This window comes from Quadrisphaera sp. KR29 (assembly GCF_052644995.1).
Genome location: NZ_JBQXXG010000019.1, coordinates 11276 through 35204 on the forward strand (window position 1 = coordinate 11276; position 23929 = coordinate 35204).

At 77.3% G+C, this 23929-nt stretch carries 21 protein-coding genes; 19 read left to right on the plus strand and 2 right to left on the minus strand.

The genetic code is table 11. The features are described 5' to 3' along the window. Positions 1-170 precede the first annotated feature (170 nt). From ACUN9U_RS15375 to typA, 12 genes are all read left to right on the plus strand, one after another. Positions 171-1505 carry an enolase C-terminal domain-like protein gene (locus ACUN9U_RS15375; protein ID WP_445485888.1) on the plus strand — a complete coding sequence of 445 codons (1335 nt, stop codon included), beginning with the start codon at positions 171-173 and terminating at the stop codon, positions 1503-1505. After that, the gene (locus ACUN9U_RS15380; protein WP_445485889.1) at positions 1495-2520 is read left to right on the plus strand and encodes an amidohydrolase family protein; all 1026 of its coding nucleotides are present in this window, start codon (positions 1495-1497) and stop codon (positions 2518-2520) included. The genes ACUN9U_RS15375 and ACUN9U_RS15380 overlap by 11 nt, the downstream gene beginning before the upstream one ends. Continuing rightward, positions 2517-2978: an RbsD/FucU domain-containing protein gene (locus ACUN9U_RS15385; RefSeq protein WP_445485890.1), complete on the plus strand. Its 462-nt coding sequence runs from the start codon at positions 2517-2519 to the stop codon at positions 2976-2978. The genes ACUN9U_RS15380 and ACUN9U_RS15385 overlap by 4 nt, the downstream gene beginning before the upstream one ends. Beyond that, positions 2975-4084 (plus strand): zinc-dependent alcohol dehydrogenase, encoded by a 1110-nt coding sequence (locus ACUN9U_RS15390; protein WP_445485891.1) that lies wholly within the window; start codon positions 2975-2977, stop codon positions 4082-4084. The genes ACUN9U_RS15385 and ACUN9U_RS15390 overlap by 4 nt, the downstream gene beginning before the upstream one ends. Beyond that, complete coding sequence (locus ACUN9U_RS15395; RefSeq protein ID WP_445485892.1) at positions 4081-4833, plus strand: SDR family oxidoreductase; 753 nt, start codon at positions 4081-4083, stop codon at positions 4831-4833. The genes ACUN9U_RS15390 and ACUN9U_RS15395 overlap by 4 nt, the downstream gene beginning before the upstream one ends. Next, positions 4830-5513 (plus strand): bifunctional 4-hydroxy-2-oxoglutarate aldolase/2-dehydro-3-deoxy-phosphogluconate aldolase, encoded by a 684-nt coding sequence (locus ACUN9U_RS15400; protein WP_445485894.1) that lies wholly within the window; start codon positions 4830-4832, stop codon positions 5511-5513. The genes ACUN9U_RS15395 and ACUN9U_RS15400 overlap by 4 nt, the downstream gene beginning before the upstream one ends. After that, complete coding sequence (locus tag ACUN9U_RS15405; protein WP_445485895.1) at positions 5510-6598, plus strand: PfkB family carbohydrate kinase; 1089 nt, start codon at positions 5510-5512, stop codon at positions 6596-6598. The genes ACUN9U_RS15400 and ACUN9U_RS15405 overlap by 4 nt, the downstream gene beginning before the upstream one ends. Before the next feature lie 74 nt (positions 6599-6672). Then, positions 6673-7560: a fumarylacetoacetate hydrolase family protein gene (locus ACUN9U_RS15410; protein ID WP_445485896.1), complete on the plus strand. Its 888-nt coding sequence runs from the start codon at positions 6673-6675 to the stop codon at positions 7558-7560. Then, positions 7557-8393 carry an SDR family NAD(P)-dependent oxidoreductase gene (locus ACUN9U_RS15415; protein ID WP_445485897.1) on the plus strand — a complete coding sequence of 279 codons (837 nt, stop codon included), beginning with the start codon at positions 7557-7559 and terminating at the stop codon, positions 8391-8393. Before ACUN9U_RS15410 ends, ACUN9U_RS15415 begins: the two co-directional genes overlap by 4 nt. After that, positions 8390-9445 carry an aldo/keto reductase gene (locus tag ACUN9U_RS15420; protein ID WP_445485898.1) on the plus strand — a complete coding sequence of 352 codons (1056 nt, stop codon included), beginning with the start codon at positions 8390-8392 and terminating at the stop codon, positions 9443-9445. The genes ACUN9U_RS15415 and ACUN9U_RS15420 overlap by 4 nt, the downstream gene beginning before the upstream one ends. Positions 9446-9451: 6 nt before the next feature. Continuing rightward, entirely contained in the window at positions 9452-11182 is a 1731-nt protein-coding gene (locus ACUN9U_RS15425) for an EAL domain-containing protein (protein WP_445485899.1), read from the plus strand. Positions 11183-11216: 34 nt separating this feature from the next. Next, a complete protein-coding gene (typA, locus tag ACUN9U_RS15430) occupies positions 11217-13121 on the plus strand; it encodes a translational GTPase TypA (protein ID WP_445485900.1) in 1905 nt (634 codons plus the stop codon). A gap of 44 nt (positions 13122-13165) precedes the next feature. On the opposite strand, the gene ACUN9U_RS15435 is transcribed toward typA, so the two are convergent. Beyond that, positions 13166-13783 (minus strand): hypothetical protein, encoded by a 618-nt coding sequence (locus ACUN9U_RS15435; RefSeq protein WP_445485901.1) that lies wholly within the window; start codon positions 13781-13783, stop codon positions 13166-13168. A gap of 446 nt (positions 13784-14229) precedes the next feature. On the opposite strand from ACUN9U_RS15435, the gene mshB reads away from it, so the two are divergent. From mshB to ACUN9U_RS15470, 7 genes are all read left to right on the plus strand, one after another. Further along, positions 14230-15177, plus strand: a complete 948-nt coding sequence (gene mshB, locus ACUN9U_RS15440) for an N-acetyl-1-D-myo-inositol-2-amino-2-deoxy-alpha-D-glucopyranoside deacetylase (RefSeq protein ID WP_445485934.1) — start codon at positions 14230-14232, stop codon at positions 15175-15177. A 105-nt stretch (positions 15178-15282) separates the two neighbouring features. Beyond that, a complete protein-coding gene (locus ACUN9U_RS15445; RefSeq protein WP_445485902.1) occupies positions 15283-17214 on the plus strand; it encodes an AAA family ATPase in 1932 nt (643 codons plus the stop codon). Beyond that, positions 17211-17750 carry a flavin reductase family protein gene (locus tag ACUN9U_RS15450; RefSeq protein WP_445485903.1) on the plus strand — a complete coding sequence of 180 codons (540 nt, stop codon included), beginning with the start codon at positions 17211-17213 and terminating at the stop codon, positions 17748-17750. The genes ACUN9U_RS15445 and ACUN9U_RS15450 overlap by 4 nt, the downstream gene beginning before the upstream one ends. Positions 17751-17770: 20 nt before the next feature. Continuing rightward, entirely contained in the window at positions 17771-19852 is a 2082-nt protein-coding gene (locus ACUN9U_RS15455; RefSeq protein WP_445485904.1) for a VanW family protein, read from the plus strand. A 43-nt stretch (positions 19853-19895) separates the two neighbouring features. Further along, entirely contained in the window at positions 19896-20222 is a 327-nt protein-coding gene (fdxA, locus tag ACUN9U_RS15460) for a ferredoxin (protein ID WP_445485905.1), read from the plus strand. Beyond that, positions 20219-21379: a succinyldiaminopimelate transaminase gene (dapC, locus tag ACUN9U_RS15465; protein WP_445485935.1), complete on the plus strand. Its 1161-nt coding sequence runs from the start codon at positions 20219-20221 to the stop codon at positions 21377-21379. Before fdxA ends, dapC begins: the two co-directional genes overlap by 4 nt. 78 nt (positions 21380-21457) lie before the next feature. Then, entirely contained in the window at positions 21458-22777 is a 1320-nt protein-coding gene (locus ACUN9U_RS15470) for a citrate synthase (protein ID WP_445485906.1), read from the plus strand. 131 nt (positions 22778-22908) lie between these two features. On the opposite strand, the gene ACUN9U_RS15475 is transcribed toward ACUN9U_RS15470, so the two are convergent. Next, positions 22909-23916, minus strand: coding sequence for a hypothetical protein (locus ACUN9U_RS15475; RefSeq protein WP_445485907.1), 1008 nt, complete (start codon positions 23914-23916; stop codon positions 22909-22911). Positions 23917-23929 lie beyond the last annotated feature (13 nt).

Here is a 23929-nt window from a genome sequence, read left to right on the forward strand (position 1 = left end):
CTGTCTGATGTCTGCGACGTCTAGACATCGGATGACTGACTCGCTAGCGTCAGCGCCGCGTCGAGGACGACGCCGCGCCACCGGCGCCGCAGCGCGGCGACGGGCGTGGCAGCCCGCGGTGTCGCGGAGCCCGCCCCCGCGCCCGCCCGTCAGCCCTGTGGAGGTCCCCCGTGCCGTCCGACCCGACCGCCTCCCCTGCGGTCTTCACCGCGCTCGAGGTCCACGACGTGCGCTTCCCGACCTCCGAGCACCTCGACGGCTCGGACGCCATGAACCCCGAGCCGGACTACTCCGCCGCGTACGCGGTGCTGCGCACCGACGCCGGGGACGGCCTGGAGGGCCACGCGCTGGCGTTCACCACCGGGCGCGGCAACGACGTCCAGTCCGCCGCCATCAAGGCCCTGGCGCCGTGGGTGGTCGGCCGGCGCGTCGAGGAGGTCCTGGACGACCTGGGCGCCTTCTCCCGCGAGGTGGTCCACGAGCCCCAGCTGCGCTGGCTCGGCCCGGAGAAGGGCGTCGTGCAGATGGCGGTGGGCGCCGTCCTCAACGCCGCGTGGGACCTGCGCGCCAAGCGCGCCGGGCAGCCGCTGTGGCAGCACCTGGCCCACCTCGACGTCGAGGAGCTGCTCGACCTGGTCGACTTCCGCTGGCTCACCGACGCCATGACCCGCGCCGAGGCGAAGGCCGTCCTGGAGCGCGCGCTCCCCGGGCGGGCTGAGCGCGAGGCCCTGCTGCTGGAGCGCGGGTACCCGGCGTACACGACGACGCCGGGCTGGCTGGGCTACTCCGACGACAAGCTCGAGCGCCTGGCCCGCGAGGCCGTCGCCGACGGCTTCACCCAGATCAAGCTCAAGGTGGGCGCCGACCTCACCGACGACGTGCGCCGCTTGAAGGTCGCCCGCGCCGCCGTCGGCGACGACGTCAGGATCGCCGTCGACGCCAACCAGCGCTGGGACGTCGGCCAGGCCATCGCCTGGATGCACGCCCTGGCCCCCTACGACCCGTACTGGATCGAGGAGCCCACCAGCCCCGACGACGTCCTGGGCCACGCCACCGTCCGCCGCGCGGTCCACCCCATCAAGGTGGCCACCGGCGAGCACGTCGCCAACCGCGTGGTCTTCAAGCAGCTGCTGCAGGCCGGCGCTGTCGACGTCGTGCAGGTCGACGCCGCCCGGGTGGCCGGGGTCAACGAGAACCTCGCGGTGCTGCTCATGGCCGCCCACCACGGCGTCCCGGTGTGCCCGCACGCCGGCGGCGTCGGCCTGTGCGAGATGGTCCAGCACCTGTCGATGCTCGACTTCGTCTCCGTCTCGGGCACCTGGGAGGACCGCGTGGTCGAGCACGTCGACCACCTCCACGAGCACTTCGTCACCCCGGTCCAGCTCGAGCGCGGGCGCTACCGCGCACCGCTCGCGCCCGGCGGCGGCGGGCAGATGCACGCCGCCTCGGTGGCCGACTACACCTTCCCCGACGGCCCCCAGTGGCGGGCGCGCGGTGCGCGCTGACGGGCCGCCCCAGCCGGTGGGCGTCCACGGCGGGTCCGGCGGTGGGGGCGTCCAGCAGCCCCCGGCCGCGCCGGCACCGACCGCCGTGGACGCCCACCACCACCTGTGGGACCCCGCCGACCCCGGCCAGGACTGGCTCGCCCGGCCCGAGCACGAGGCCATCGACAGGGTCTTCACCGCCGCCGACCTGCGCGCGGCGGGCTCGGAGGGCGTCGACGGCAGGCCGCTGGGCGCCGCTGTGGTGGTGCAGTCGGTCTGCACCGCCGCCGAGAGCCGTGCGCTGCTCGCCGCCGCAGCCGCCGACCCGCTGCTCGCCGGCGTGGTCGGGTGGGCGGACCTCACCGGCGACGTCGACGCCCAGCTCGAGGCGCTGCGGGCCGCCCCCGGAGGGGAGCTGCTGGTCGGGGTGCGCCACCTCGTGCAGGACGAGCCGGACACCGCCTGGCTGCTGCGCGAGGACGTCCAGCGCGGCCTGCGCGCGCTCGCGACCCACGGCCTCGCCTTCGACCTGCTCGTGCGCGAGCCGCAGCGCGCTGCCGGCGTCGAGGCCGCGCGCCGCGCCGCGGAGCACGGCCTGCGCACCGTGCTGGACCACGCCGGCAAGCCCGACGTGCGCCGCGGCGCCCCCGCCGGGGCCCTGGAGGCCTGGGAGCGGCAGGTGCGCGCCCTGGCCGCCGTGCCGGGGACGGTCTGCAAGGCCTCCGGCCTGCTCAGCGAGGTCGGCGGCGCGGGCTGGGACGAAGCGGCGGTGCGCCGCGTGCTCGACGTCCTGCTGGACGCCTTCGGGCCGGGCCGCGTGGCCTTCGGCTCCGACTGGCCGGTCTGCCTGCTGACCACCTCCTGGCGGGCGTGGGCGGACCTCGTGGCGGCCCACGCCGCCCAGCTCACCGCCGCCGAGCGGGAGGCCCTCTTCGGCGGCACCGCCCGCGCCGCCTACCGCCTGGGCGCCGCGCCGGAGGCCCTCGGCCTGCCGGCACGACCGACACCCCCCGCCAGCACCCTGGAGACCGTGTGATCGCCGGACGGCTCGTCCACCCGCCCCTGCTCGCGGCGCTCGCCGCCGCCGGGCACGGCGCGCGGGTGCTCCTGTGCGACGCGCACTACCCGGCCACCACGGCCGTCGGCCCCCGCGCCGAGCGCGTCCACCTCAACCTCGCCCCCGGGCTCCTCGACGCCTCAGCGGTGCTCGACGTCCTGCTCGACGCCCTGCCCGTGGAGGCCGCGGCCGTCATGGTGCCGCCGGACGGCACCGACTCCGCGGCCGCCACCGCCCACCGCGCGCGCCTCGCCCAGCAGGGCGAGGTGCCCGTGACCGCGCTGGACCGCCACGCGTTCTACGCCGCGGCCCGGGGGGAGGACCTCGCCGTCGTCGTGGTCACCGGGGACGTCCGCCAGTACGCCAACCTGCTGCTGACCGTCGGGGTGCAGGGCGTCTCCGCGGCCGACTCCGCCTCCGGCAGGGCCGTCCTGTGACCGCCCCGGGCACGGCGGTGAGGGCCGCGCAGTACCGCGGCGGCGGCGTCGTCGCCGCCGGGGACGTCGAGCGCCGCGCGCCCGGCCCGGGCGAGGTGGAGGTGGCCCCCGCCTACACGGGGATCTGCGGCACGGACCTGCACATCGCCGCCGGGCACATGGACGCCCGCGTCACCACCCCCGCCGTGATCGGCCACGAGACCGCCGGCCGCGTCACCGCCCTCGGCGACGGGGTCACCGGCTGGTCGGTCGGCGACGCCGTCACCGTGGTGCCGCTGCGCGCGGACGGGACCTGCCCGGCGTGCCGGGCCGGCCACGGGCACGTCTGCGAGCACCTCGACTTCCTCGGCATCGACTCGCCCGGGGCGCTGGCCGAGCGGTGGGTGGTGCCGGCGGACACCCTCGTCGCGCTGCCGGACGGGCTCGACCTGCGCACCGCGGCGCTGCTGGAGCCGACCGCGGTGGCGGTGCACGACGTGCGCCGCTCCCGGCTCGCCGCGGGGGAGTGCGCGGTGGTGGTCGGCGGGGGCCCGGTGGGCCTGCTCATCGCCCTGGTCGCCGACCGCGCCGGCGCCGACGTGCTGCTGGTCGAGCTCGACGCCGCGCGCCGCGACCTGGCAGGCCAGCTGGGGCTGGCCGCGGTGGACCCCCGCGAGGCCGACGTCGCCGCGCTGGCCCGGGCCCGCTCGGGCGGGTCGGGCGCGCACGTGGCCTTCGAGGTCTCCGGGTCCCAGGGCGGGCTGGAGACCGCGGTCTCGGTGCTGGCGGTGCGGGGCCGGCTGTGCCAGGTCGGCATCCACGCGCAGCCGCGCACTGTCGACCTGCACCGCTTCTTCTGGCGCGAGCTGGAGCTGCTGGGCGCGCGGCTGTACCAGCGGGAGGACTTCGCGCGGGCGGTGGAGCTCGTGGCCTCCGGGGAGGTGCCCGCCGCGCGGCTCATCAGCGACGTCGTGCCGCTGGAGCGCGTGGGCGAGGCCTTCGCCGCGCTGGCCGGGGGCGGCGCGGTCAAGGTGCTCGTCGACTGCCGGCCCCCCGCCGAGGGCGGCGGGGAGCGGGCGGACGAGCGCGCCGGTGGGCTCCCGGGCGGGCCGGGGACCCCCGCGTGAGCGGCCCGTTCGACCTGACCGGCCGCCTCGCCGCGGTGACCGGTGCCAGCCGCGGGATCGGCGCGGCCGTCGCGGTCGCGCTCGCCCGGGCCGGCGCCGACGTCATCGGGTGCTCCACCCGCGGTCCCGGCGGGGACGTGGCGGCGGCCGTGCGCGCGCAGGGCCGGTCCTTCACGGCGCTGGCCTGCGACCTGGCCGACCGCGCCGCGGTGCAGCAGCTCGGCGCCGACCTCGCGGCGCGGGGCGTGGACCTGCTCGTGGCCAACGGCGGCACCATCCGGCGCACCCCGGCCGCCGAGCACGCCCTGGAGGACTGGGACCACGTGCTGGCGGTGGACCTGACGGCGCAGTTCGTGCTGGCCCAGGCCGTCGGGGCGGCGATGCTGCAGCGCGGCTCCGGGCGGATCGTCTTCACGGCCTCCCTGCTGAGCTTCCAGGGCGGCATCACCGTGCCCGGCTACACGGCCGCCAAGCACGGGCTGGCGGGGCTGACCAAGGCCCTGGCCAACGAGTGGAGCGCGCGCGGGGTCGGGGTGAACGCGGTGGCGCCCGGCTACATCGCCACCGACAACACCGCGGCGCTGCGCGAGGACCCCGACAGGTCCCGCGCCATCCTCGAGCGGATCCCCGCCGGGCGGTGGGGGCGCGCCGAGGACGTCGCCGGTGCGGTGGTCTACCTGTGCAGCCCCGCCGCGGAGTACGTGCACGGGACGGTGCTGCCCGTCGACGGCGGCTGGCTGGGCCGGTGAGCGCGACGAGCCCGGCTCCGCCCCCGGACGCGGCGCTGCGCCAGGCGCTGCGGCGCTGCCCGCTGCTGCCCGTCGTCGTCGTGGGCGAGCGCACCGACGGCGCCGCCCTGGGGGCGGCGCTGGTCGAGGGCGGGCTGAGCGCCGCCGAGGTGGTGCTGCGCACGCCCGCGGCGCTGCGCGTGCTGGCCGAGCTCGCGCCCACCCGCGGGCTGCTCGTGGGGGCGGGCACCGTGCTCGAGCCGGACCAGGTCGACGCCGTGGTGGAGGCCGGCGCGCGGTTCGTGGTCAGCCCCGGGCACGACCCCGACGTCGTCGCCCGCGCCCGCGCCCGCGGCGTGCCCGCGGTGCCCGGCGCGTCGACCGCCACCGAGGTGCAGCTGGCCCGCCGGGCGGGCCTGCGGCTGCTGAAGGTCTTCCCCGCCGGCGCGGTCGGCGGTGCGCCGCTGCTGGCCGGGCTGGCGGGGCCGTTCCCCGACGTCGCCTTCGTGCCCACCGGGGGCGTCGGGGAGGCCGACCTGGGCGCGTACCTGGCGCTGCCGTCCGTGGCCGCGGTCGGGGGCAGCTGGTGCGTGCCCGCGGACCTGGTCGCCGCGGTCACCGGGCGCTCCGCGCCCGCCGGGCGGGAGCTGGCCCGGGGCCTCGCCGCCGCCGTCGCCGCGTGCCGGGCGGTGCGCCCGTGAGCGAGGTGCTCGCGCTGGGGGAGGTGATGCTGCGCCTGGACCCGGGGGAGGGCCGCATCGCCACCGCCCGCTCCTTCGCGGTCTGCGAGGGCGGCGGGGAGTACAACGCCGTGCGGGCCCTGGCCACCACCTTCGGGCGCCGGGCCGGGCTGGTCAGCGCCCTGGTGGACGACCCCCTCGGCCACCTCGTGGAGGGACTGGTCCGCGCGGGCGGCGTGGACTCCACCCGGGTGCTCCGGGTGGACCCGTCGCAGGGCGCGCGGACCGGGCTGAACTTCGTCGAGCGCGGCTACGGGGTGCGCGGCGCCCTGGGCGTCTCCGACCGCGCCGGCTCGGCGGCCTCGCGGCTGGGGCCCGGCGACGTCGACTGGGACGCCGCGCTGGCCGGTGCCGCCTGGCTGCACACCGGCGGCGTCTTCGCGGGCCTGTCGCCGAGCACCACCGCGCTGGCCGAGGAGGCGCTGCGCGCGGCCCGGCGGCTGGGGGTGGGCACCTCCTACGACGTCAACCACCGCCCCTCCCTGTGGCGGCACCGCGGCGGCGCGGCCGCGGCGCGGCGCACCGACCTGCGCCTGGCCGGGCTCGCCGACGTCGTCCTCGGCGCCCTGCAGCTGGCAGACCCCCGGCTGCGGGACGGCAGGGCGGAGGAGCTCGCCACCCCGGAGGAGGTCGGGCGGGTGCTGGCCGGGCTCGGCGAACGCTGGGAGGAGGGCGGGGACGACGGCGACGGCCGCGCGCCGCTGCTCGTCAGCTCCTGGCGCCGCGTGGTCTCGGCCGGGGTCAACGACTGGGGGGCCGCGGCGTGGAGCCCGGCCACCGGCGCGGTCGTCGGCCCGCGCCTGGACGGCGTCGCGGTGCTGGACCGCATCGGCAGCGGCGACGCCCTGACCGCCGGGGTGCTGGACGGCGTGCTCACCGCCCGGGCCGCGGGCGCGCCCTGGGACGCCGCCGCGCTGCAGCGGGCCCTCGCCCACGGCGTCGCGGCCGGCGCCCTCACGATGACCACCCCCGGCGACACGTGCGCCGCCACCCTCGCCGAGGTGCGCGCCCTGGCCGCCGGCGGCACCGCCCACGTGCAGCGATGACCCGCTGACGGCCCGACCCCGGAGGACCCGCCCATGACCACCACGGCGCGCACGACGACGACGGAGGACCGCAGATGAGGCTCGTGCGCTTCGGGGAGCCCGGCGCGGAGGCGCCCGGCGTGCTCGACGCGGACGGCGTCCTGCGCGACGCCTCCTCCCTCACCGCCGACTGGGACGGCCCGTCCCTGGCTCCCGAGCGGCTCGCGGCGCTGGCGCGGCGCACGGCCGACCTGCCGGCCGTGGCCGGCTGGGACCCCGGCCACCCCGCCGGGAGCGGCGGAGTGCGCCTGGGTGCCCCGGTCGCGCGGCCCGGCAAGGTCGTCTGCATCGGCGTCAACTACGCCGACCACGCGGCCGAGTCCGGCATGCAAACCCCGTCCGAGCCGGTCGTCTTCATGAAGGACCCGTGGACGGTCGTCGGCCACCGCGACACCGTCCTCGTGCCGCGCGGCTCCACCAAGACCGACTACGAGGTGGAGCTGGCCGTGGTCATCGGCTCGACAGCCCGCTACCTCGACGGCCCCGGGGACGCGCTGGCGCACGTGGCCGGCTACGCGGTCAGCCACGACGTCTCCGAGCGGTTCCTGCAGCTGGAGGGCACCGGCCAGTGGGACAAGGGCAAGAGCTGCGAGACCTTCAACCCCCTGGGCCCGTGGCTGCTCACGGCCGACGAGGTCCCCGACCCGCAGGCCCTCGAGCTGCGCCTGTCCGTGAACGGCGAGCAGCGCCAGCACGGCTCGACGGCGCAGATGGTGTTCGGCGTCGCGGCGCTGGTGCACTACCTGAGCCAGGTGATGGTGCTGCACCCCGGTGACGTCATCAACAGCGGCACGCCCGCCGGCGTCGCGCTCGGCTTCCCCGACCCCAAGCCCTACCTGCGCGAGGGCGACGTGGTGGAGTGCTCCATCTCCGGGCCCGGCGCCGACCTCGGCGCCCAGCGCACCGTGATGGGGCAGGCGTGAGCGGGGCGGCCGCGCCGTCCTCGGCGGAGCTCGCCGGCGTCCGCGCCGTCGTGACGGGCGGCGCGAGCGGCATCGGCCGCGCCACCGCCCGCGCCCTGGCCGAGCGCGGCGCCGCCGTCGCCTCCCTCGACCTGCGCCCGCTGGAGCACCCCGAGCCCGGCATCGCCGAGGTCACCTGCGACGTCGGTGACGACGCCTCCGTGCGCGCCGCCGTCGCCCGGGCCGCCGAGCTGCTGGGCGGCCTCGACGTGGTGGTCTCCAACGCCGGGACCGGTTCGGTGGGCACCGTCGAGGACGTCGACGACGACGAGTGGCACCGGGTCCTCGACGTCAACGTGGTCGGCGCCGCGCGGCTGGTGCGGGCGGCGCTGCCGCACCTGCGCGCCAGCGCCGCCGCCGCCCTGGCGCAGGGGCGGCCGAGCCCCGCGGCGGTGGTGTGCACCGGCTCCATCGGCGGCTGGACGGGCTTGGTGCAGCGCGCGGCGTACAACGCCAGCAAGGGGGCCCTGCACGCGCTCGTCCAGGCGATGGCGGCCGACCTGGTCCGCGAGGACGTGCGCGTCAACGCGGTGGCCCCCGGCACCGCCGACACCCCGTGGGTCCGCCGCCTGCTCGCGCAGGCCGACGACCCCAACGCGGCCCTCGCCGCGCTCGTGGCGCGCCAGCCGACCGGTCGCCTGGTGGCGCCCGAGCAGGTGGCCCACGCCGTCTGCTACCTCGCCAGCCCGCTCGCCGGCGCCACCACCGGCAGCGTGCTGCAGGTCGACGGCGGCGCCCACAGCCTCCTCCTGCCCCCCCGCCAGCCGGCCCCGCCCACCCAGGAGACCCGGTGAGCACCACCCCGAGCACCACCCCGAGCACCCCCGCGGCCCAGCCGCTGCCCACCCGCGAGGTCCGCGCCACGGGCGTGCACCTGAGCACCCTGGGCTTCGGGGCGGCCGTCATCGGGAACCTCTACCGCGCCGTCGACGACGAGACCGCCCGCGCCGCCGTCGACGCCGCCTGGGACGCCGGGATCCGCTACTTCGACACCGCCCCCCACTACGGCCTGGGCCTGTCCGAGCGGCGCCTCGGGGAGGCGCTGCGCGGGCGGCCCCGCGAGGAGTTCGTCGTCTCCTCCAAGGTCGGCCGGCTGCTGCGCCCGCGCGAGCGGCCGCTGGAGCGCGACGACGAGGGCTTCGACGTCCCCGGTGACCTCGGCCGCGTGCGCGACCACTCCCGCGACGGCGTGCTGCGCTCGATCGAGGAGACGCTGGCGCGCACGGGCCTGGACCGGCTCGACGTCGTGTACGTCCACGACCCCGACGACCACCTCGAGCAGGCCCTCGCCGAGGCGCTGCCCGCGCTGGTGGAGCTGCGCGAGCAGGGCGTGGTCGGCGCCGTGGGCGCCGGCATGAACCACTCCGCACCGCTGGCGCGGGTGCTGCGCGAGTCCGACGCCGACGTCGTCATGCTGGCCGGCCGGTACACGCTGCTGGAGCAGGGCGCGCTCGACGACGTCCTGCCCGCCGCGGTGGAGCTGGGGAAGGCCGTGGTGGCCGTCGGGGTGTTCAACTCCGGGCTGCTCGCGCGCCAGGAGGTGCCCGACGACGCCCCGTGGAACTACGAGCAGGCGCCGCCGCACCTCATCGCGCGCGCCCGGCAGCTGGCAGCGGTCTGCGCCGAGCACGGCACCACGCTGCCCGCCGCGGCCGTGGCCTTCGCCCTGGCCCACCCCGCCGTCGTCGACGTCACCCTGGGCATGCGCACGCCGGAGCAGGTGGCGCGCAACGCCGGGCTGCTCACCGAGCGGCCCGCGGGCGGGTGGCCCGCGCTGTGGGCGGACCTCGCCGAGCGCGGCCTCACTCGTCCGCACGATCCTGCGGGGGGCGCCGCCGGCCGATGAAGGGGTGTGACCGCAGCCGGGCTGGACCTCCTCGCGGCCGGCGCGGCGGTGGTGGCGCCCTGCCTGGCCGCCGGCGCGGTGGCGGGCCTGCTCGTGCGCCGGCGGCTCGCCCGCGCCGCCGCCGAGCTGGCCGCGGCGGACCGGGCGCTGCGGCAGGTCCACCACCGGGTCCGGCTCGGCAGCCTCGGCGACCACGAGGCCGCGCTGCAGCTGCCGGAGCTGCCCGGGGACCTGGGCAGCGACCTGCGCGCCTGGGCGGAGCTGGCCGCCCGCGCGGAGCAGGCCCGCGAGGTGCTGGCCGAGCAGCTGGACCACCAGGCGGCGCACGACTCCCTGACGGGGCTCCCGGTCCGCTGGCGGGTCCTGGAGCAGCTGGGGCGGGTGCTGCTGGCCGACCGCGACGCCGGGCGGTGCACCGGGCTGCTGCTGGTCGACCTCGACGGCTTCCAGGCGGTCAACGACCACCACGGCCACGCCGCCGGTGACGGCCTGCTGCGCGCCGCCGCCGCCCGGCTGGCAGCGGCGGCAGGTCCGGGCGCCCTCGTCGGCCGCCTGGGTGGCGACGAGTTCGCCGTCGTCGTGCCCGCGGCGGGTGGCGCTGACGACCTCCGGCTCACCGCGGCCCGGCTCGTGGGCGCCCTGGCCGAGCCGGTGCACCTGCCCGGGTGCGTCCTGGCGGTGACGGCCAGCGCGGGCGCCGCGCTGGCGGACCCCGGCGCCGGTGGCAACGGGGACGGTGCCGGCGGGGACGGTGCCGGCGGGGACGGTGCCGAACAGGCCGCCCGGGCCCTCCTGGCGGAGGCGGCGACCGCCGCCCACCGGGCCAAGGCCGCGGGCCGCGGGCGGGTGGAGCTCTTCGACGACGCGCTGCGCCGCCGGCTCGCCGAGGACGCGCGCACCGAGCAGGCGCTGCGGACGGCGCTGGCGCTGGCGCAGCTGCGCGTGGTCTACCAGCCCGTCGTCCCGCTCACCGGGACGGCCGCCGAGGGCTGCGGGAGCGCGTGGGACGCCGGAGGTGGCGTCCTGGCCCGGGTGCTGGGCGTGGAGGCGCTGCTGCGCTGGGACCGGCCCGGGCACGGCCCCGTCGACCCCGCGGTCGTCGTCGCCGCCGCGGAGCGCTGCGGCCTCGTGCGCGACCTGGAGGCCTTCGTGCTCTGCGAGGCCGCGCTCCAGCTGGTCCGGTGGAGCGCGCGCGGTCGCGACGTGCCGGTGGTCTCGGTGAACCTCTCGGCGCGCCACCTGGCCGACCCGCGCGTGGTCCCCGACGTCCTGGAGGCGCTGGCCACCGCCGGCCTGGAGCCCGCGCGGTTGCAGCTGGAGGTCAGCGAGCCGGCGCTGCTCGCGGGCGACGGGACCGGCGCTGCGGCGCACCTGCAGGCGCTGCGCGCGCACGGGGTGCGGGTGGCGCTGGACGACTTCGGCACCGGGTCCACCTCCATCGCGGCGCTGGCGACCACCCCCGCCGACCAGCTCAAGGTCGACAGCGGGCTCACGGCCGCCGCGGGCGCGGCGGCCGGCCACCTGCTGGAGCTCACCGCCCGCGCCGGCGCCGCGTTCGGCCTGCAGGTGGTCGCCGAGGGGGTCGAGACGGCGGCGCAGGCCGAGCGCGCCGCGGCGGCCGGGTGCACCGGCGGGCAGGGCTGGCACTTCGCCCCCGCGCTGGCCGCCGACGAGCTGGAGCCCCGGCTGCCGCTGCTCTCGCGCCTCACGGAGGGGACCGCCGCGCCGGTACGCTGAGGGCCTCACCCCACGACGGATCGAGTGCACACCCATGTCCGCTGGCACCACCAGCAAGACCGCGACCCGCGCCGACCTGCGCAACATCGCGATCGTCGCCCACGTCGACCACGGCAAGACCACGCTGGTCGACGCGATGCTCAAGCAGTCCGGCGCCTTCGGCGAGCACCAGCACGTCGACGACCGCGTCATGGACTCCGGCGACCTGGAGCGCGAGAAGGGCATCACCATCCTCGCCAAGAACACGGCGGTCCGGTACACCGGCCCGTCGGCGGCGGCGGTCGGCGCTCCCGAGGGCGTGACCATCAACATCATCGACACCCCCGGCCACGCCGACTTCGGCGGCGAGGTCGAGCGCGGCCTGTCCATGGTCGACGCGATCGCGCTGCTCGTGGACGCCAGCGAGGGCCCGCTGCCCCAGACCCGCTTCGTGCTGCGCAAGGCGCTGGCCGCGAAGCTGCCCGTCATCCTCGTGGTCAACAAGGTCGACAGGCCCGACGCGCGCATCTCCGAGGTCGTCGAGGAGACCGGTGACCTGTTCCTGGACCTCGCCGGCGACCTTCCCGGCGCCGACGACCTGCTCGACTTCCCGGTGGTGTACGCCTCGGCGCGCGCCGGGCGCGCGTCCCTGACCCAGCCCGCCGACGGCGGGATGCCCGACGAGGCGGACCTCGAGCCGCTGTTCCGCACCATCCTGGAGACGGTGCCGGCGCCCTCCTACACCCCGGGCGCGCCGCTGCAGGCGCACGTCACCAACCTCGACGCCTCCCCGTTCCTGGGCCGCATCGCGCTGTGCCGCGTGCACGAGGGGGAGCTGCACAAGGGCGACACGGTCACCTGGTGCCGTGCCGACGGCACGCAGCAGCGCGTGAAGCTCACCGAGCTCCTCATGACGGAGGCGCTCGAGCGCAAGCCCGCGGACTCCGCCGGTCCGGGTGACATCTGCGCGGTGGCCGGCATCCCCGAGATCACCATCGGGGAGACCCTGGCCGACGCCGAGGACCCCCGCCCGCTGCCGCTCATCACCGTCGACGAGCCGGCCATCTCCATGACCATCGGCACCAACACCGCCCCGACCGCCGGCAAGGTCAAGGGCGCCAAGGTGACCGCCCGCCTGGTCAAGGACCGCCTCGACCGCGAGCTGGTCGGCAACGTGTCCATGCGCGTGCTGCCCACCGAGCGCCCCGACGCCTGGGAGGTCCAGGGCCGCGGCGAGCTGGCGCTGGCCATCCTCGTGGAGCAGATGCGCCGCGAGAACTTCGAGCTCACCGTCGGCAAGCCGCAGGTGGTGACCAAGGAGATCGGCGGCAAGGTCCACGAGCCCGTCGAGCGCCTCACCATCGACGTCCCGCAGGACTACCTCGGTGCGGTCACCCAGCTGCTCGCGGTGCGGAAGGGCCGCATGGAGCAGATGACCAACCACGGCACCGGCTGGGTGCGCATGGAGTTCCTCGTGCCCTCCCGCGGGCTCATCGGCTTCCGCACGGAGTTCCTCACCGAGACCCGCGGCACCGGCATCGCCCACGCGACGTTCGAGAAGTACGAGCCGTGGTTCGGCGAGCTGCGCACCCGGCCGTCCGGCTCGATGGTGGCCGACCGCGCCGGCCAGGCGACCTCCTACGCGATGACGTCGCTGCAGGAGCGCGGCACGCTCTTCGTGGAGCCCTCCACCGAGGTGTACGAGGGCATGGTCGTCGGGGAGAACTCCCGCTCCGACGACATGGACGTCAACATCACCAAGGAGAAGAAGATGACCAACGTCCGCTCCAACGCGGACGAGCTGGAGCGCCTCGTGCCAGCCCGCAAGCTCTCCCTGGAGCAGAGCCTGGAGTTCTGCCGCGAGGACGAGTGCGTCGAGGTCACCCACGACGCCGTGCGCATCCGCAAGGTGGTCCTCGACCAGACCGAGCGCAGCAAGGCCGCCCGCGCCCGCCGCTGACCCTGCTCCCTCGTCGTCCTCCCGGACGCCCCTGACGCACCGCGTCAGGGGCGTCCGGCGCTCTTCGTGCGCTCCAGCCGCGCGAGGTGCAGCCGCGCCCGCGTGGCGATGGCCGGCGGCACCCGCCCCAGGGCCTCGCGCATCGCCGAGGGGTCCCCGCCGCCGCGCTCGAGCACCGCGCGCCCGAGCTCCAGGACGCCGTCGGGAGAGAGCCGCGGCGTCCCCGCCCCGACCACGTGCGCCCACAGGTCCTCGTCCGCCGGCCGCGGCACGCCGTCGTCCACCACCGTCCGGCACCTGGTGCGCCACGGCAGGACGCCGACGTCGAGGTTCCTGCGGGGTCTCGGCTCCCGCAGGCGCAGGGGCACGGCGACCTCCAGGGGGCGCTCCACGAGGTCGTCCCAGCTCATCGGCGCCGGCAGCCCGGCGACGGCGACGGCGTGCAGCCCCACGACCAGCGACCCCTCCGGCAGCACCAGCAGGGCCGCCCGCGCGCGGGCGCGCACGCCCCACGGCACCGACAGCGGCACCCGGACCCCGTAGAACGGCGCCCGCAGGTCCACCCCCCTCAAGCGCTTGCGGGTCACCCCGAGGGCCAGCGCCTCCTCCACGCGGAAGGCGCGGTCCCGGATCTCCTCCGGCAGCGGGGTCGAGAAGCGCACGCAGGACAGGCTGGCCCAGGTCGCCGTCCCGCCGCTGGGGCTGTCCACAGGCGCCCCGGCTCCGGCACCTGCCACCGGACGAGGGCCATCTCGGGAAGCCCTCGGCGTCGTGGCCCCCGTGGTCCGCCGGCGAGGGCGAGGGCGAGGGCGCGGAGCAGGGACGGGGACGACGGACGTCGCCGGGACTGTCGCCGGGTGGTTCCGAAGATGGCCCTCATCGCCGCGACGTGCGACGACGGCGGATGAGGGCCATCTCGGGAAGCGCCGAGGAGCCGGGGAGGCGCCAGCCGCAGGACTGGCTAGCGTGGCGGGCTGTGACGACCACGCCCGAGCCCGACTCCACGGCGGAGACCGCCTCCCGTCCCGACGACGACGTGCTCGCGCAGATGGCCGACGTCGTCGACGACGTCGCCGAGCGGGCCTTCGAGCCGGAGGAGCTCGCGGCGATGGAGTCCCTCGACGTGCCGCGCCGCATGCTGCTCGTGCACGCCCACCCCGATGACGAGACGATCGGCAACGGCGCCACCATGGCCCGCTACGCCAGCGCCGGCGCGGGCGTGACGCTGGTGACGTGCACGCGCGGGGAGCGCGGCGAGGTGGTCGAGCCCGAGCTCGCGCACCTCGAGGGCGACCACGCGGCGCTGGCCGCGCACCGCGTGCTGGAGCTGGCCGCGGCGATGGAGGCGCTCGGCGTCACCGACCACCGCTTCCTGGACGACGCCCCCCTGGACGGCGAGGACGCCGCCCAGACGGCGGCGGTGCGCTACGAGGACTCCGGCATGGCCTGGGGCGAGGGCATGCGCGCGGTCGCGGCGCCCGACACCGGACCGGCGGCCTTCGCGCGGGCGGACCTGGAGGAGGCCGCCGCGCGCCTCGCGGGGGTGCTGCGCGAGGTGCGCCCGCAGGTGGTGGTCACCTACGAGCCGGGCGGCGGCTACGGGCACCCCGACCACGTGCAGGCCGCCGCGGTGGCCCGCCGCGCCGTGGAGCTGGCGGCCCACCCCACGGCGCCGGGGGTGGCCGGGGGCGTGCCGTGGGAGGTCGCCAAGCTCTACGAGGGCGTGGTGCCGGCCTCCGAGGCCGAGGAGTCCTTCGGCCCCGACCGCTCCGCGTGGCCCAGCATGGTGGTCGACGACGCGGAGGTGGCGTGCGTCGTGGAGGCGCCAGAGCAGCTGGCCGCGAAGGCGGCGGCGCTGCGCGCCCACCGCAGCCAGGTGCGCACCCGGCTGGACGGCGGCAGCGGGGGGCCGGAGTTCATGGTCAGCCAGGACCGCTGGCAGCCGGTGTGGACGACGGAGGCCTACCGCCTGGCGCGGGGCGTCAGAGCGCCCGACACCCGCCGCGGGGACGGGCTCGAGACGGACCTCTTCGCGGGGATCGCTCCTCCAGCGTGACCACGTGTCACTCAGCGTGACTCTCCACCGCCGAGGGTGAAGCCGCGGTTGCGGAGAGTGTCAGGCGGTCGCTGTGATGACGCCAGGTCAACACGGGGAGTGAGCATGGAGCCTCAGCAGGGCGTCCGCCGCGACAGCGCCGACGTCGGTCGCAACCGCGAGCGCCGTCGCCAGCGCCGCCTGCTGCGCATCGCCGTCGTCCTCGCCCCCGTGGCCGGCTACCTCTGGTACCGGCTGCTCACCGGGGACCCGGTGTCGGCGTCCGACGTCGCGCTGCCGGCCGTCGACCCGCTGTACCTCATCGTCGGGGCCTTCTTCCTGCTGATGATCGGCGTGCTGCTCGCGCAGGTCGTGGTCTCGGGCCGCTCCCCGCACCTGGTCTACCGCCCCGAGCAGATCGACGTGTCGATGGCCGACGTCAAGGGCCTGGGCCCGGTCAAGGAGGAGGTGCAGCGCTCCCTGGACCTCTTCCTGGCCGGGCGCACCTTCCGCCGGGAGATGGGCGGCACCCCGCGCCGAGGGCTGCTCTTCGAGGGCCCGCCCGGCACCGGCAAGACGCACATGGCCAAGGCCATGGCCCGCGAGGCCGGGGTGCCGTTCCTCTACGTGTCCGGCACGAGCTTCCAGTCCATGTACTACGGCGCCACGGCGCGCCGGATCCGCTCCTACTTCCGGGCGCTGCGGCGGGCCGCGCGCGCCGAGGGCGGGGCGATCGGCTTCATCGAGGAGGTCGACGCCATCGCCACCGTCCGCCACGGCATGCCGACGGCGCCCGCCACCTCCCCGGCGAGCGCGAGCAGCGTCGTGTGCTGCGGGGGGCTCGAGGGGCTGCCGCTGCAGAGCGCCGTGGCAGGCGCCGGCGTCCCGCGCGGCGCCGTCGTGTCGGCGATGGGCACCGAGGGCGTGGGCGGCGTGGTCAACGAGCTGCTGGTGCAGATGCAGTCCTTCGACGAGCCCACCGGCGCGCAGCAGCTGCTCGGCCGGCTGGTCGACGCGGCCAACCTCCTGCTGCCGGCGCACCGCCAGCTGCCGCGCCCGAGGGTCGAGCCGGTCGACGTCCTGCTCATCGCCGCCACCAACCGCGCCGACTCCCTCGACCCCGCGCTGCTGCGCCCGGGCCGCTTCGACCGCCGGCTCACCTTCGACGCCCCGGACCAGCGGGGCCGCCGGGAGGTGCTCGACCACTTCCTGGCGCGCAAGGCCCACGAGGCCGAGCTCGACGACGACGAGCGCCGCGACGCCCTCGCGGGGATCACCGCCGGCTCCACCCCGGTGATGATCGAGAACCTGCTCGACGAGGCCCTCGTCAACGCTGTGCGCCGGGGGGCCCAGGCCATGAGCTGGAAGGACGTGGAGCACGCCCGCCTGGTGACCTCGGTGGGGCTGGGCTCCCCGGTCGGCTACACCGCCCGCGAGGCGCGGCTGATCGCCACCCACGAGGCGGGCCACGCCGTCGTCGCCCACCTCGTGGCCCCCCAGCGCCGCCTGGAGGTGCTGACGATCGTCAAGCGCGCCGGGGCGCTGGGGCTGCTGGCCCACGGCGACGCCGAGGAGGTGTGGACCCGCTCGCGCAGCGAGCTGGTCGCGCTGGTGCGGATCGCCTTCGGCGGGCAGGTGGCCGAGGAGCTCGCCTTCGGCGACACCTCCACCGGGCCGAGCAGCGACCTCGCGTACGCCACCCGGGTCGGCGCGCAGATGGTCGGCGCGGCGGGCATGGCCTCCTCGCTGGTCTCCTTCGCCGCGGCCGAGGCCTCGCCCGTGGGGGAGGGCCTGGTGGGCCGCGTGCTGGGCGACGCCAGCGCCCGCGCCCAGCTCGAGGAGCTGCTCGCCGCCCAGCGCGACGCGGTGCGGGCGCTGCTCGGCGCCAACACCCACCTGGTGGCCGCCCTGCGCGACGCGCTGCTGGAGCGCCACGAGCTCATCGGCCACGAGATCAGCGACGTGCTCGCGGCGGCGGGGCCGGCCGTGCCCGTGCCCGGCCTGACCGTCGTCCTGCCGCCCACCGCCCCGGTGGCCGCTCCTACCGTGGGGCTGTGACCTCCGAGCCCGGCCAGCACCCCGACGCCGCCTCCGGCGGCGGCGTCGACCCCGACGCCGCCGCGGCGGCCTTCGAGGAGATCGCGGCCGGCGTGGCGGTCGCCAGCACCCGCTGGCGCGGCCAGGACCACGCCATCACGGTGACGTCGTGCACGTGGGTGAGCCGCGAGCCGCCGCTGCTGCTGGTGTGCGTCCACGAGGACGCGCGCTTCCTGGACGCCGTCGAGGGCGCCGGCACCTGGGGGCTGTCGCTGCTGGGCGAGGGCGCGCGCGCCACGGCGAGCTGGCTGGCCACTCCGGGGCGCCCGGCGGTCGGCCAGCTCGACAGGGTCCCGCACACCCCCGGCGCCGTGACGGGGGTGCCGCTGCTGGACGGCGCGCTCGCGGGGTTCGAGTGCCGGACGACGGACGTGCACCCCGCCGGGGACCACGCCGTGGTGCTCGGCGCGGTGGTGGGCCTGCGGCCCGGCGCTGCGGCCGCCGCGGGGGAGAAGCCGCTGGTCAGGTTCCGGCGTTCCTACCACGCCCTGGCCTGATCCTCCCTAGCCTCGCTGGCGTGGGAGAGGCAGGGGGCGCCGCGCAGCTGCTGGAGATGCTCGAGCGCGCGAGCGCACCGGGGCGGCGCCCCGGGAGCGCCGGCGGCCCGGGCGGCCCCGCGCGCGTGCCCGCCCCGCGAGCCCCCCAGCACCGCCTCGAGCCGAAAGCCGCCGGCGCCGTCGTCGTGCTGCCCGAGACGTCGGGTGCCCCCGTCCTGGGCCCGGCGCCCGCGACGGCGCCGCCGCCCGCGGCGGGGCTGCCCGGGCACCAGCCGGAGCACCAGCAGGAGCCGCAGCAGGACCACCGGCGGGAGGGCCAGGACGGCGCCGCGAGGGGGCAGCGGGCCCGCGTCCTCGCCCTCGTGGCCGGCGCCGGGCTGGTGGCCGCGGCCTGGTCGGGGGTCTCCGCGCACCTGGCCGACCGGGTGCCCGAGGGCACCACCGTGGCCGGCGTCGCCATCGGCGGGATGCACCGCGACGACGCGGTGCGGCTGCTGTCCCGCACCCTCGCTCCGCGGCTGGCCGAGCCGCTGCAGGTGCGCCTGGACGCCCCCGGCCAGGGGCAGCGGACCACCACCGTCGACCCGTCCGTCGCCGACCTGCGCCTGGACGCCGCCGCCACCGCGGCCCGCGCCATCGGGCCCGTCGGGCTGCCCACCACGCTGTGGCGCCAGGTGGCCGGCGGCGGCGCCGTCGCGCCCGTCCTGGAGGGCCGCGAGGCTGACCTCGCAGCCGCCGTGGACAGGGCGGCCGTGGCGCTCGACGTCCCGGCCGTGGAGGGGTCGATCAGCTTCGCCTCCGGCCAGCCGGTGGCGGTCGCGCCGGTGACCGGCACCGCGCTGGACCGCGAGGCCGCCGTCGCGCAGGTCCGCCGCGCCTGGCTGGCCGCGCCCGGGGCGCCCGGCGGCCAGCGCCCGCTGCCGCTGCCCGCGCGCACCACCGAGCCGCAGGCCACCGCCGCCGCCGTCCAGGAGGCGCTGCAGGCCCAGGCGCTCCCGGCGGTCTCCGCGCCCCTGACCGTGGTGGTGGGCGGCCGCACCGTGGTGCTCCCGCCGGCCCAGGTGCTGCCCTCGCTGTCGGTGGTGGTGGACGGCCCCTCCCTGCGGCTGCACGTGGACGGCGCGGCGCTGGCGGAGGCCGTGGCCGCCGCCGACCCCGCCACCAGCGCACCCGCCCAGGACGCCCGCCTCGACACCAGCACGGGAGCGCCCGTGGTGGTCCCCGCCGTCGCCGGCTCCGAGCCGGACCCGCGGGCGCTGTCGACCGCCGCCGCCGCGGCGCTCGTGGCCAGCGGCGAGGGGCGCACCGCGCAGGTCGCCACGCGGCAGGTCGAGCCGGCGCTGAGCACCGAGGCGCTGGCCGGGATGGGCATCAGCGCGCTGCTGGGCCAGGTGGTCTCCCCGCTGACCGCCGACCCGGCCCGCACGCAGGACGTCACCGCCGCGGCGCGCGCGCTGGACGGCGCGGTGCTCGCCCCCGGGGAGCCGCTCGACGTCGGCGCGCGCATGGGGGAGCCCAGCGAGCAGGCCGGGTGGGTGCCGGCCCGCGTGGTGGTCGACGGCCGCGCCACCACCACCCTGGCCGCGGGCACCACGCAGGTGGCCTCCGCGGTGCACGCAGCGGCCTTCGCCGCCGGCCTGCAGGTCGACGCGCGCACGGCGCCGGAGTCGTGGAACCCGCGCGACCCGGTGGGCCTGGACGCCGTGGTCGGGCCCGGCGCGCCGCTGGTCCTCACCGAGGCCACCTCCACGGGCGCGCTGCTGCGCGTGGAGGTGGTGGACGGGGTGCTGCGGGTGCAGGTGTGGGGGCCGCCGACCCGCCAGGTCACCCTGACGACCTCCGCGGCCAGCGACGTGCGCCCCCCGGTGCAGCTGTCCGACCCGTCCCCGCAGTGCGCCGCCCAGCCCGGCCAGGACGGCTTCACCACCACCGTCGTGCGCACCACCACCCCGGTGCCCGGCAGCGGGCGGACCCCGGACCAGGAGGAGGCGCAGGCGGTGACCGACGAGCTGACCACCACCTACGCCCCGCGCACGGCCGTCACGTGCACGGCACCGGGCGCCGGTGGCGCCCCCGGCGGCGCCGCGCCGGCGCTCGACTGACCTCCGCTCGTCGCCAGCCGCCGGTGGGTGGGAGACTGCTGCCGTGACCTACGTGATCGCGCAGCCCTGCGTCGACCTGAAGGACCGCGCCTGCGTGGAGGAGTGCCCGGTCGACTGCATCTACGAGGGCAACCGGTCGCTCTACATCCACCCCGACGAGTGCGTCGACTGCGGGGCCTGCGAGCCGGTGTGCCCCGTCGAGGCCATCTACTACGAGGACGACGTCCCCGCGCAGTGGGCGGACTACACCACCGACAACGCGGCCTTCTTCGACGACATCGGGTCTCCGGGCGGGGCGGCCAAGCTCGGCGCCATCGCCAAGGACGCACCCCTGGTCGCGGCGCTGCCGCCGCAGGAGACGGGCCACTGACCGGCTGGTCCCCGCGGGCCGGCGGCGGGGCGTCCCGCACCGGCTCGCTGCCGGACTTCCCGTGGGACGCCCTCGGCCCGGCGGCCCAGCGCGCCCGCCGCCACCCCGGCGGCATCGTCGACCTCTCGGTCGGCACCCCGGTCGACCCGACGCCGGAGGTGGTGCAGCGCGCCCTGCGCGAGGCCGCCGACGCGCCGGGGTACCCGCTGACCGCCGGCACGCCCGCGCTGCGCGAGGCGGCGGCCGGCTGGGCGGCGCGCTCGCGCGGGGCCGTCGGCGTGGACCCCTCCGCCGTGCTCCCGACGGTCGGCTCCAAGGAGCTGGTGGCCTGGCTGCCCACCCTGCTCGGGCTGGGCCCCGGCGACGTCGTCGTCATCCCCGAGGTGGCCTACCCCACCTACGACGTCGGTGCCCGCCTGGCGGGTGCGCGCGCCGTCGCCGTCCCCCCGGGCGGCTGGCCGAGCCCCGAGCAGCTGGCGGGGGGGCGGGTGCGGCTGGTGTGGCTGAACAGCCCCTCCAACCCCACCGGCGCCGTGACGGGCGCGGACGACCTGCGCGCCGCGGTGGAGCGCGCCCGCGCCGAGGGCGCCGTGGTCGCCTCCGACGAGTGCTACGCCGAGCTGGCCTGGGACGTGCCCGAGGTGCCCAGCGTGCTCGACCCGCGCGTGGCGGGCGCCTCCCACGAGGGGCTGCTGCTGGTCACCTCGCTGTCCAAGCGGTCCAACCTCGCCGGCTACCGCGGCGGGGTGGTGCTGGGCGACCCCGCGCTGGTGGCGCACCTGCTGGGCGTGCGCAAGCACGCCGGGATGATCGTGCCCGCGCCGGTGCAGGCGGCCGTGGCCGCGGCCCTGGCCGACGACGAGCACGTGGCGGCCCAGCGCGAGCGCTACGCGCGGCGCCGCCGCGTGCTGCGCTCGGCGCTGGAGGGCGCCGGGCTGGTGGTGGAGCACTCCGAGGCCGGCCTGTACCTGTGGGCCCGCTCACCCGTCCTCGGCAGCGGCTGGGAGCTGCTCGAGCGCCTCGCCGACCTCGGGGTGCTCGTGGCGCCCGGCGACTTCTACGGGCCGTCGGGGACCGCGCACGTCAGGGTGGCCCTCACCGCGACCGACGAGCGGGTCGACGCCGCCGCCTCACGGCTCGGCGCCCTGGACCGGTAGCGTCCTCAGCGCACCACCTGCGGGGCGACGCCCCGTCGCCCTGTCCCGCAGACACCCCCGACGACGAGGAGCCGCGCCATGACCGACCCCGCGACCGGCCCGCTGTCCGCCGTGCCCTCCGGATCGCCCGTGACGCTGGTCCACCCCGGGGGCTCCCTGCCGCTGAGCGTGGTGCCGGCGGTCGACGGCAACGACGGGCTCGACGTCTCGGGCCTGCTCAAGCGCACCGACTTCGTGACGCTCGACCCGGGCTTCGTCAACACCGCCTCCTGCCAGAGCGACATCACCTACATCGACGGCGACGCCGGGGTGCTGCGCTACCGCGGCTACCCGATCGAGCAGCTGGCCGAGCACTCCAGCTTCGCCGAGGTCAGCTACCTGCTCATCAACGGCGAGCTGCCCACCGCCGACCAGCTCGAGGCGTTCACCTCGCGGATCAACCGCCACACGATCCTCCACGAGGACCTGAAGCGGTTCTTCGACGGCTTCCCGCGCGACGCGCACCCGATGCCGGTGCTGAGCTCGGCGGTCTCGACGCTGTCGACCTTCTACCAGGACTCCCTCAACCCCAAGGACGCCGCCCAGGTCGACCTGTCGACCTTCCGGCTGCTGGCCAAGCTGCCCACCATCGCGGCGTACGCCTACTCCAAGTCCACCGGGCGCCCGATGCTCTACCCGGACAACTCCCAGGGCCTGGTGGAGAACTTCCTGCGGATGACCTTCGGGTGGCCGGCCGAGCCGTACGAGCCCGACCCGGAGATGGTCAAGGCGCTCGACCTGCTCTTCGTGCTCCACGCCGACCACGAGCAGAACTGCTCCACCTCCACCGTGCGCATGGTCGGCTCCTCCGGCGCGAACCTCTTCGCGTCGGTCTCCGCCGGCATCCACGCCCTCTCGGGCCCGGCGCACGGCGGGGCGAACTCCGCGGTGCTGGAGATGCTCGAGGCGATCCACCGCGGCGACGACGACGCCGACTCGTTCATGGCCAAGGTCAAGGACAAGCGCGACGGCGTGCGCCTCATGGGCTTCGGCCACCGCGTGTACAAGAACTACGACCCGCGCGCGGCGATCGTGAAGAAGACCGCCGACCGGGTGCTCGCCCGCGCCGACAACCCGCTCCTCGACATCGCCAAGCGGCTCGAGGAGATCGCCCTGCAGGACGACTACTTCGTGGAGCGCAAGCTCTACCCCAACGTCGACTTCTACACCGGGCTGATCTACCAGGCGATGGGCTTCCCGACGCGGATGTTCACGGTGCTGTTCGCCCTCGGCCGCCTGCCGGGGTGGATCGCGCAGTGGCGCGAGGGGGTCACCGACCCCGCCATGAAGATCAACCGGCCGCGCCAGGTGTACACCGGCTCGCCCGAGCGCGCCTACGTGCCCGTCTCCGAGCGCTGAACCGCAGCAGGAGCCGCAGCCGAGCGCCTGGCTGCGGTTCCGGAGGGGTCGGGAGCCGCTGCCGAGCGCCTGGTTGCGGTTCCGGAGGGGTCGGGATCCGCAGCCGAGCGCCTGGTTGCGGTTCCTGGGGGCTACTCGAACCGGCCGCCGGCGACCAGCACGACGGCGGCGCCGGCCGGTGCGAGGCGCTCCCGGTCGGCCTCGGGCACGTCGGTCCAGCCGTCGTCGGGCCTGTCGCGGCGCCATTGCTTGCCGTCCGTGCCCACGGCGACCACCTGGAAGTCCGCGGCGTGCGCCACCGCCCACTGCGCCGCCGACCAGCCGGTGCGCCGCTGGGCGTCGTCGGCCGCCCCACCGGTGGCGGGCGTGCCGATGAGGGCGCCCGCGCCCTCGTCGGTCGGGGCGATGGGCACGCCGGTCCCGCGCTCGCGCCCGAACGCGGCCACCAGCGGCTGCGTGCGCGGCCAGTAGCCGTCCTGGCCCGCCGCCTGCGCCGAGGAGTCCGGCACCGGGCGCAGCCGGCAGGTCAGGGCCGCCGGTGAGTACCCGGTCAGCGCCGAGGCGTAGGCGCGGCCCTCCGGCTCGTGGTCGGCGTAGGCGTCGGGGAAGGCCGAGCGCTGCACCCGCTGGGCGACCACGGTGATGGGGGCGTCCGCGTACCCGTCCACCCGCGCCAGCACGTCCAGGAAGGCGTTCGTGGAGTACACCGGGTCCTGGATCTGCGCCTCGGTGCCCCAGCCCTGGGAGGGCCGCTGCTGGAACAGCCCCAGGGAGTCGCGGTCGCCGTAGGCGATGTTGCGCAGCTTGCTCTCCTGGACGGCGGTGGCCAGGGCGATCGTGGCCGCGCGCGCCGGCATCCCGCGCTGCTGGGTGATGGCGGTGATGAGCGCGGCGTTGGCGGCCTGGTCGGGCGCCAGGTCGTGCTCGGTGGCGCCGTCGCCCTCACCGCCGACCGCGGTGCACCGCTCGACGACCACCGTGGACGAGGGCGCCACCTGCTGCACGGCCACCCACGCCCCCCCGGCCAGCACCGCCAGCACCGCCGCCGTGCCGACGAAGCGGCCCACGGCGCGGTGTCCCCCGCCGCGCCGCGGCGGCGGTGGGGGAGCGGGGCGGCGGCGCTGCTGCACGGTGGCCATGAGGGGCACGGGC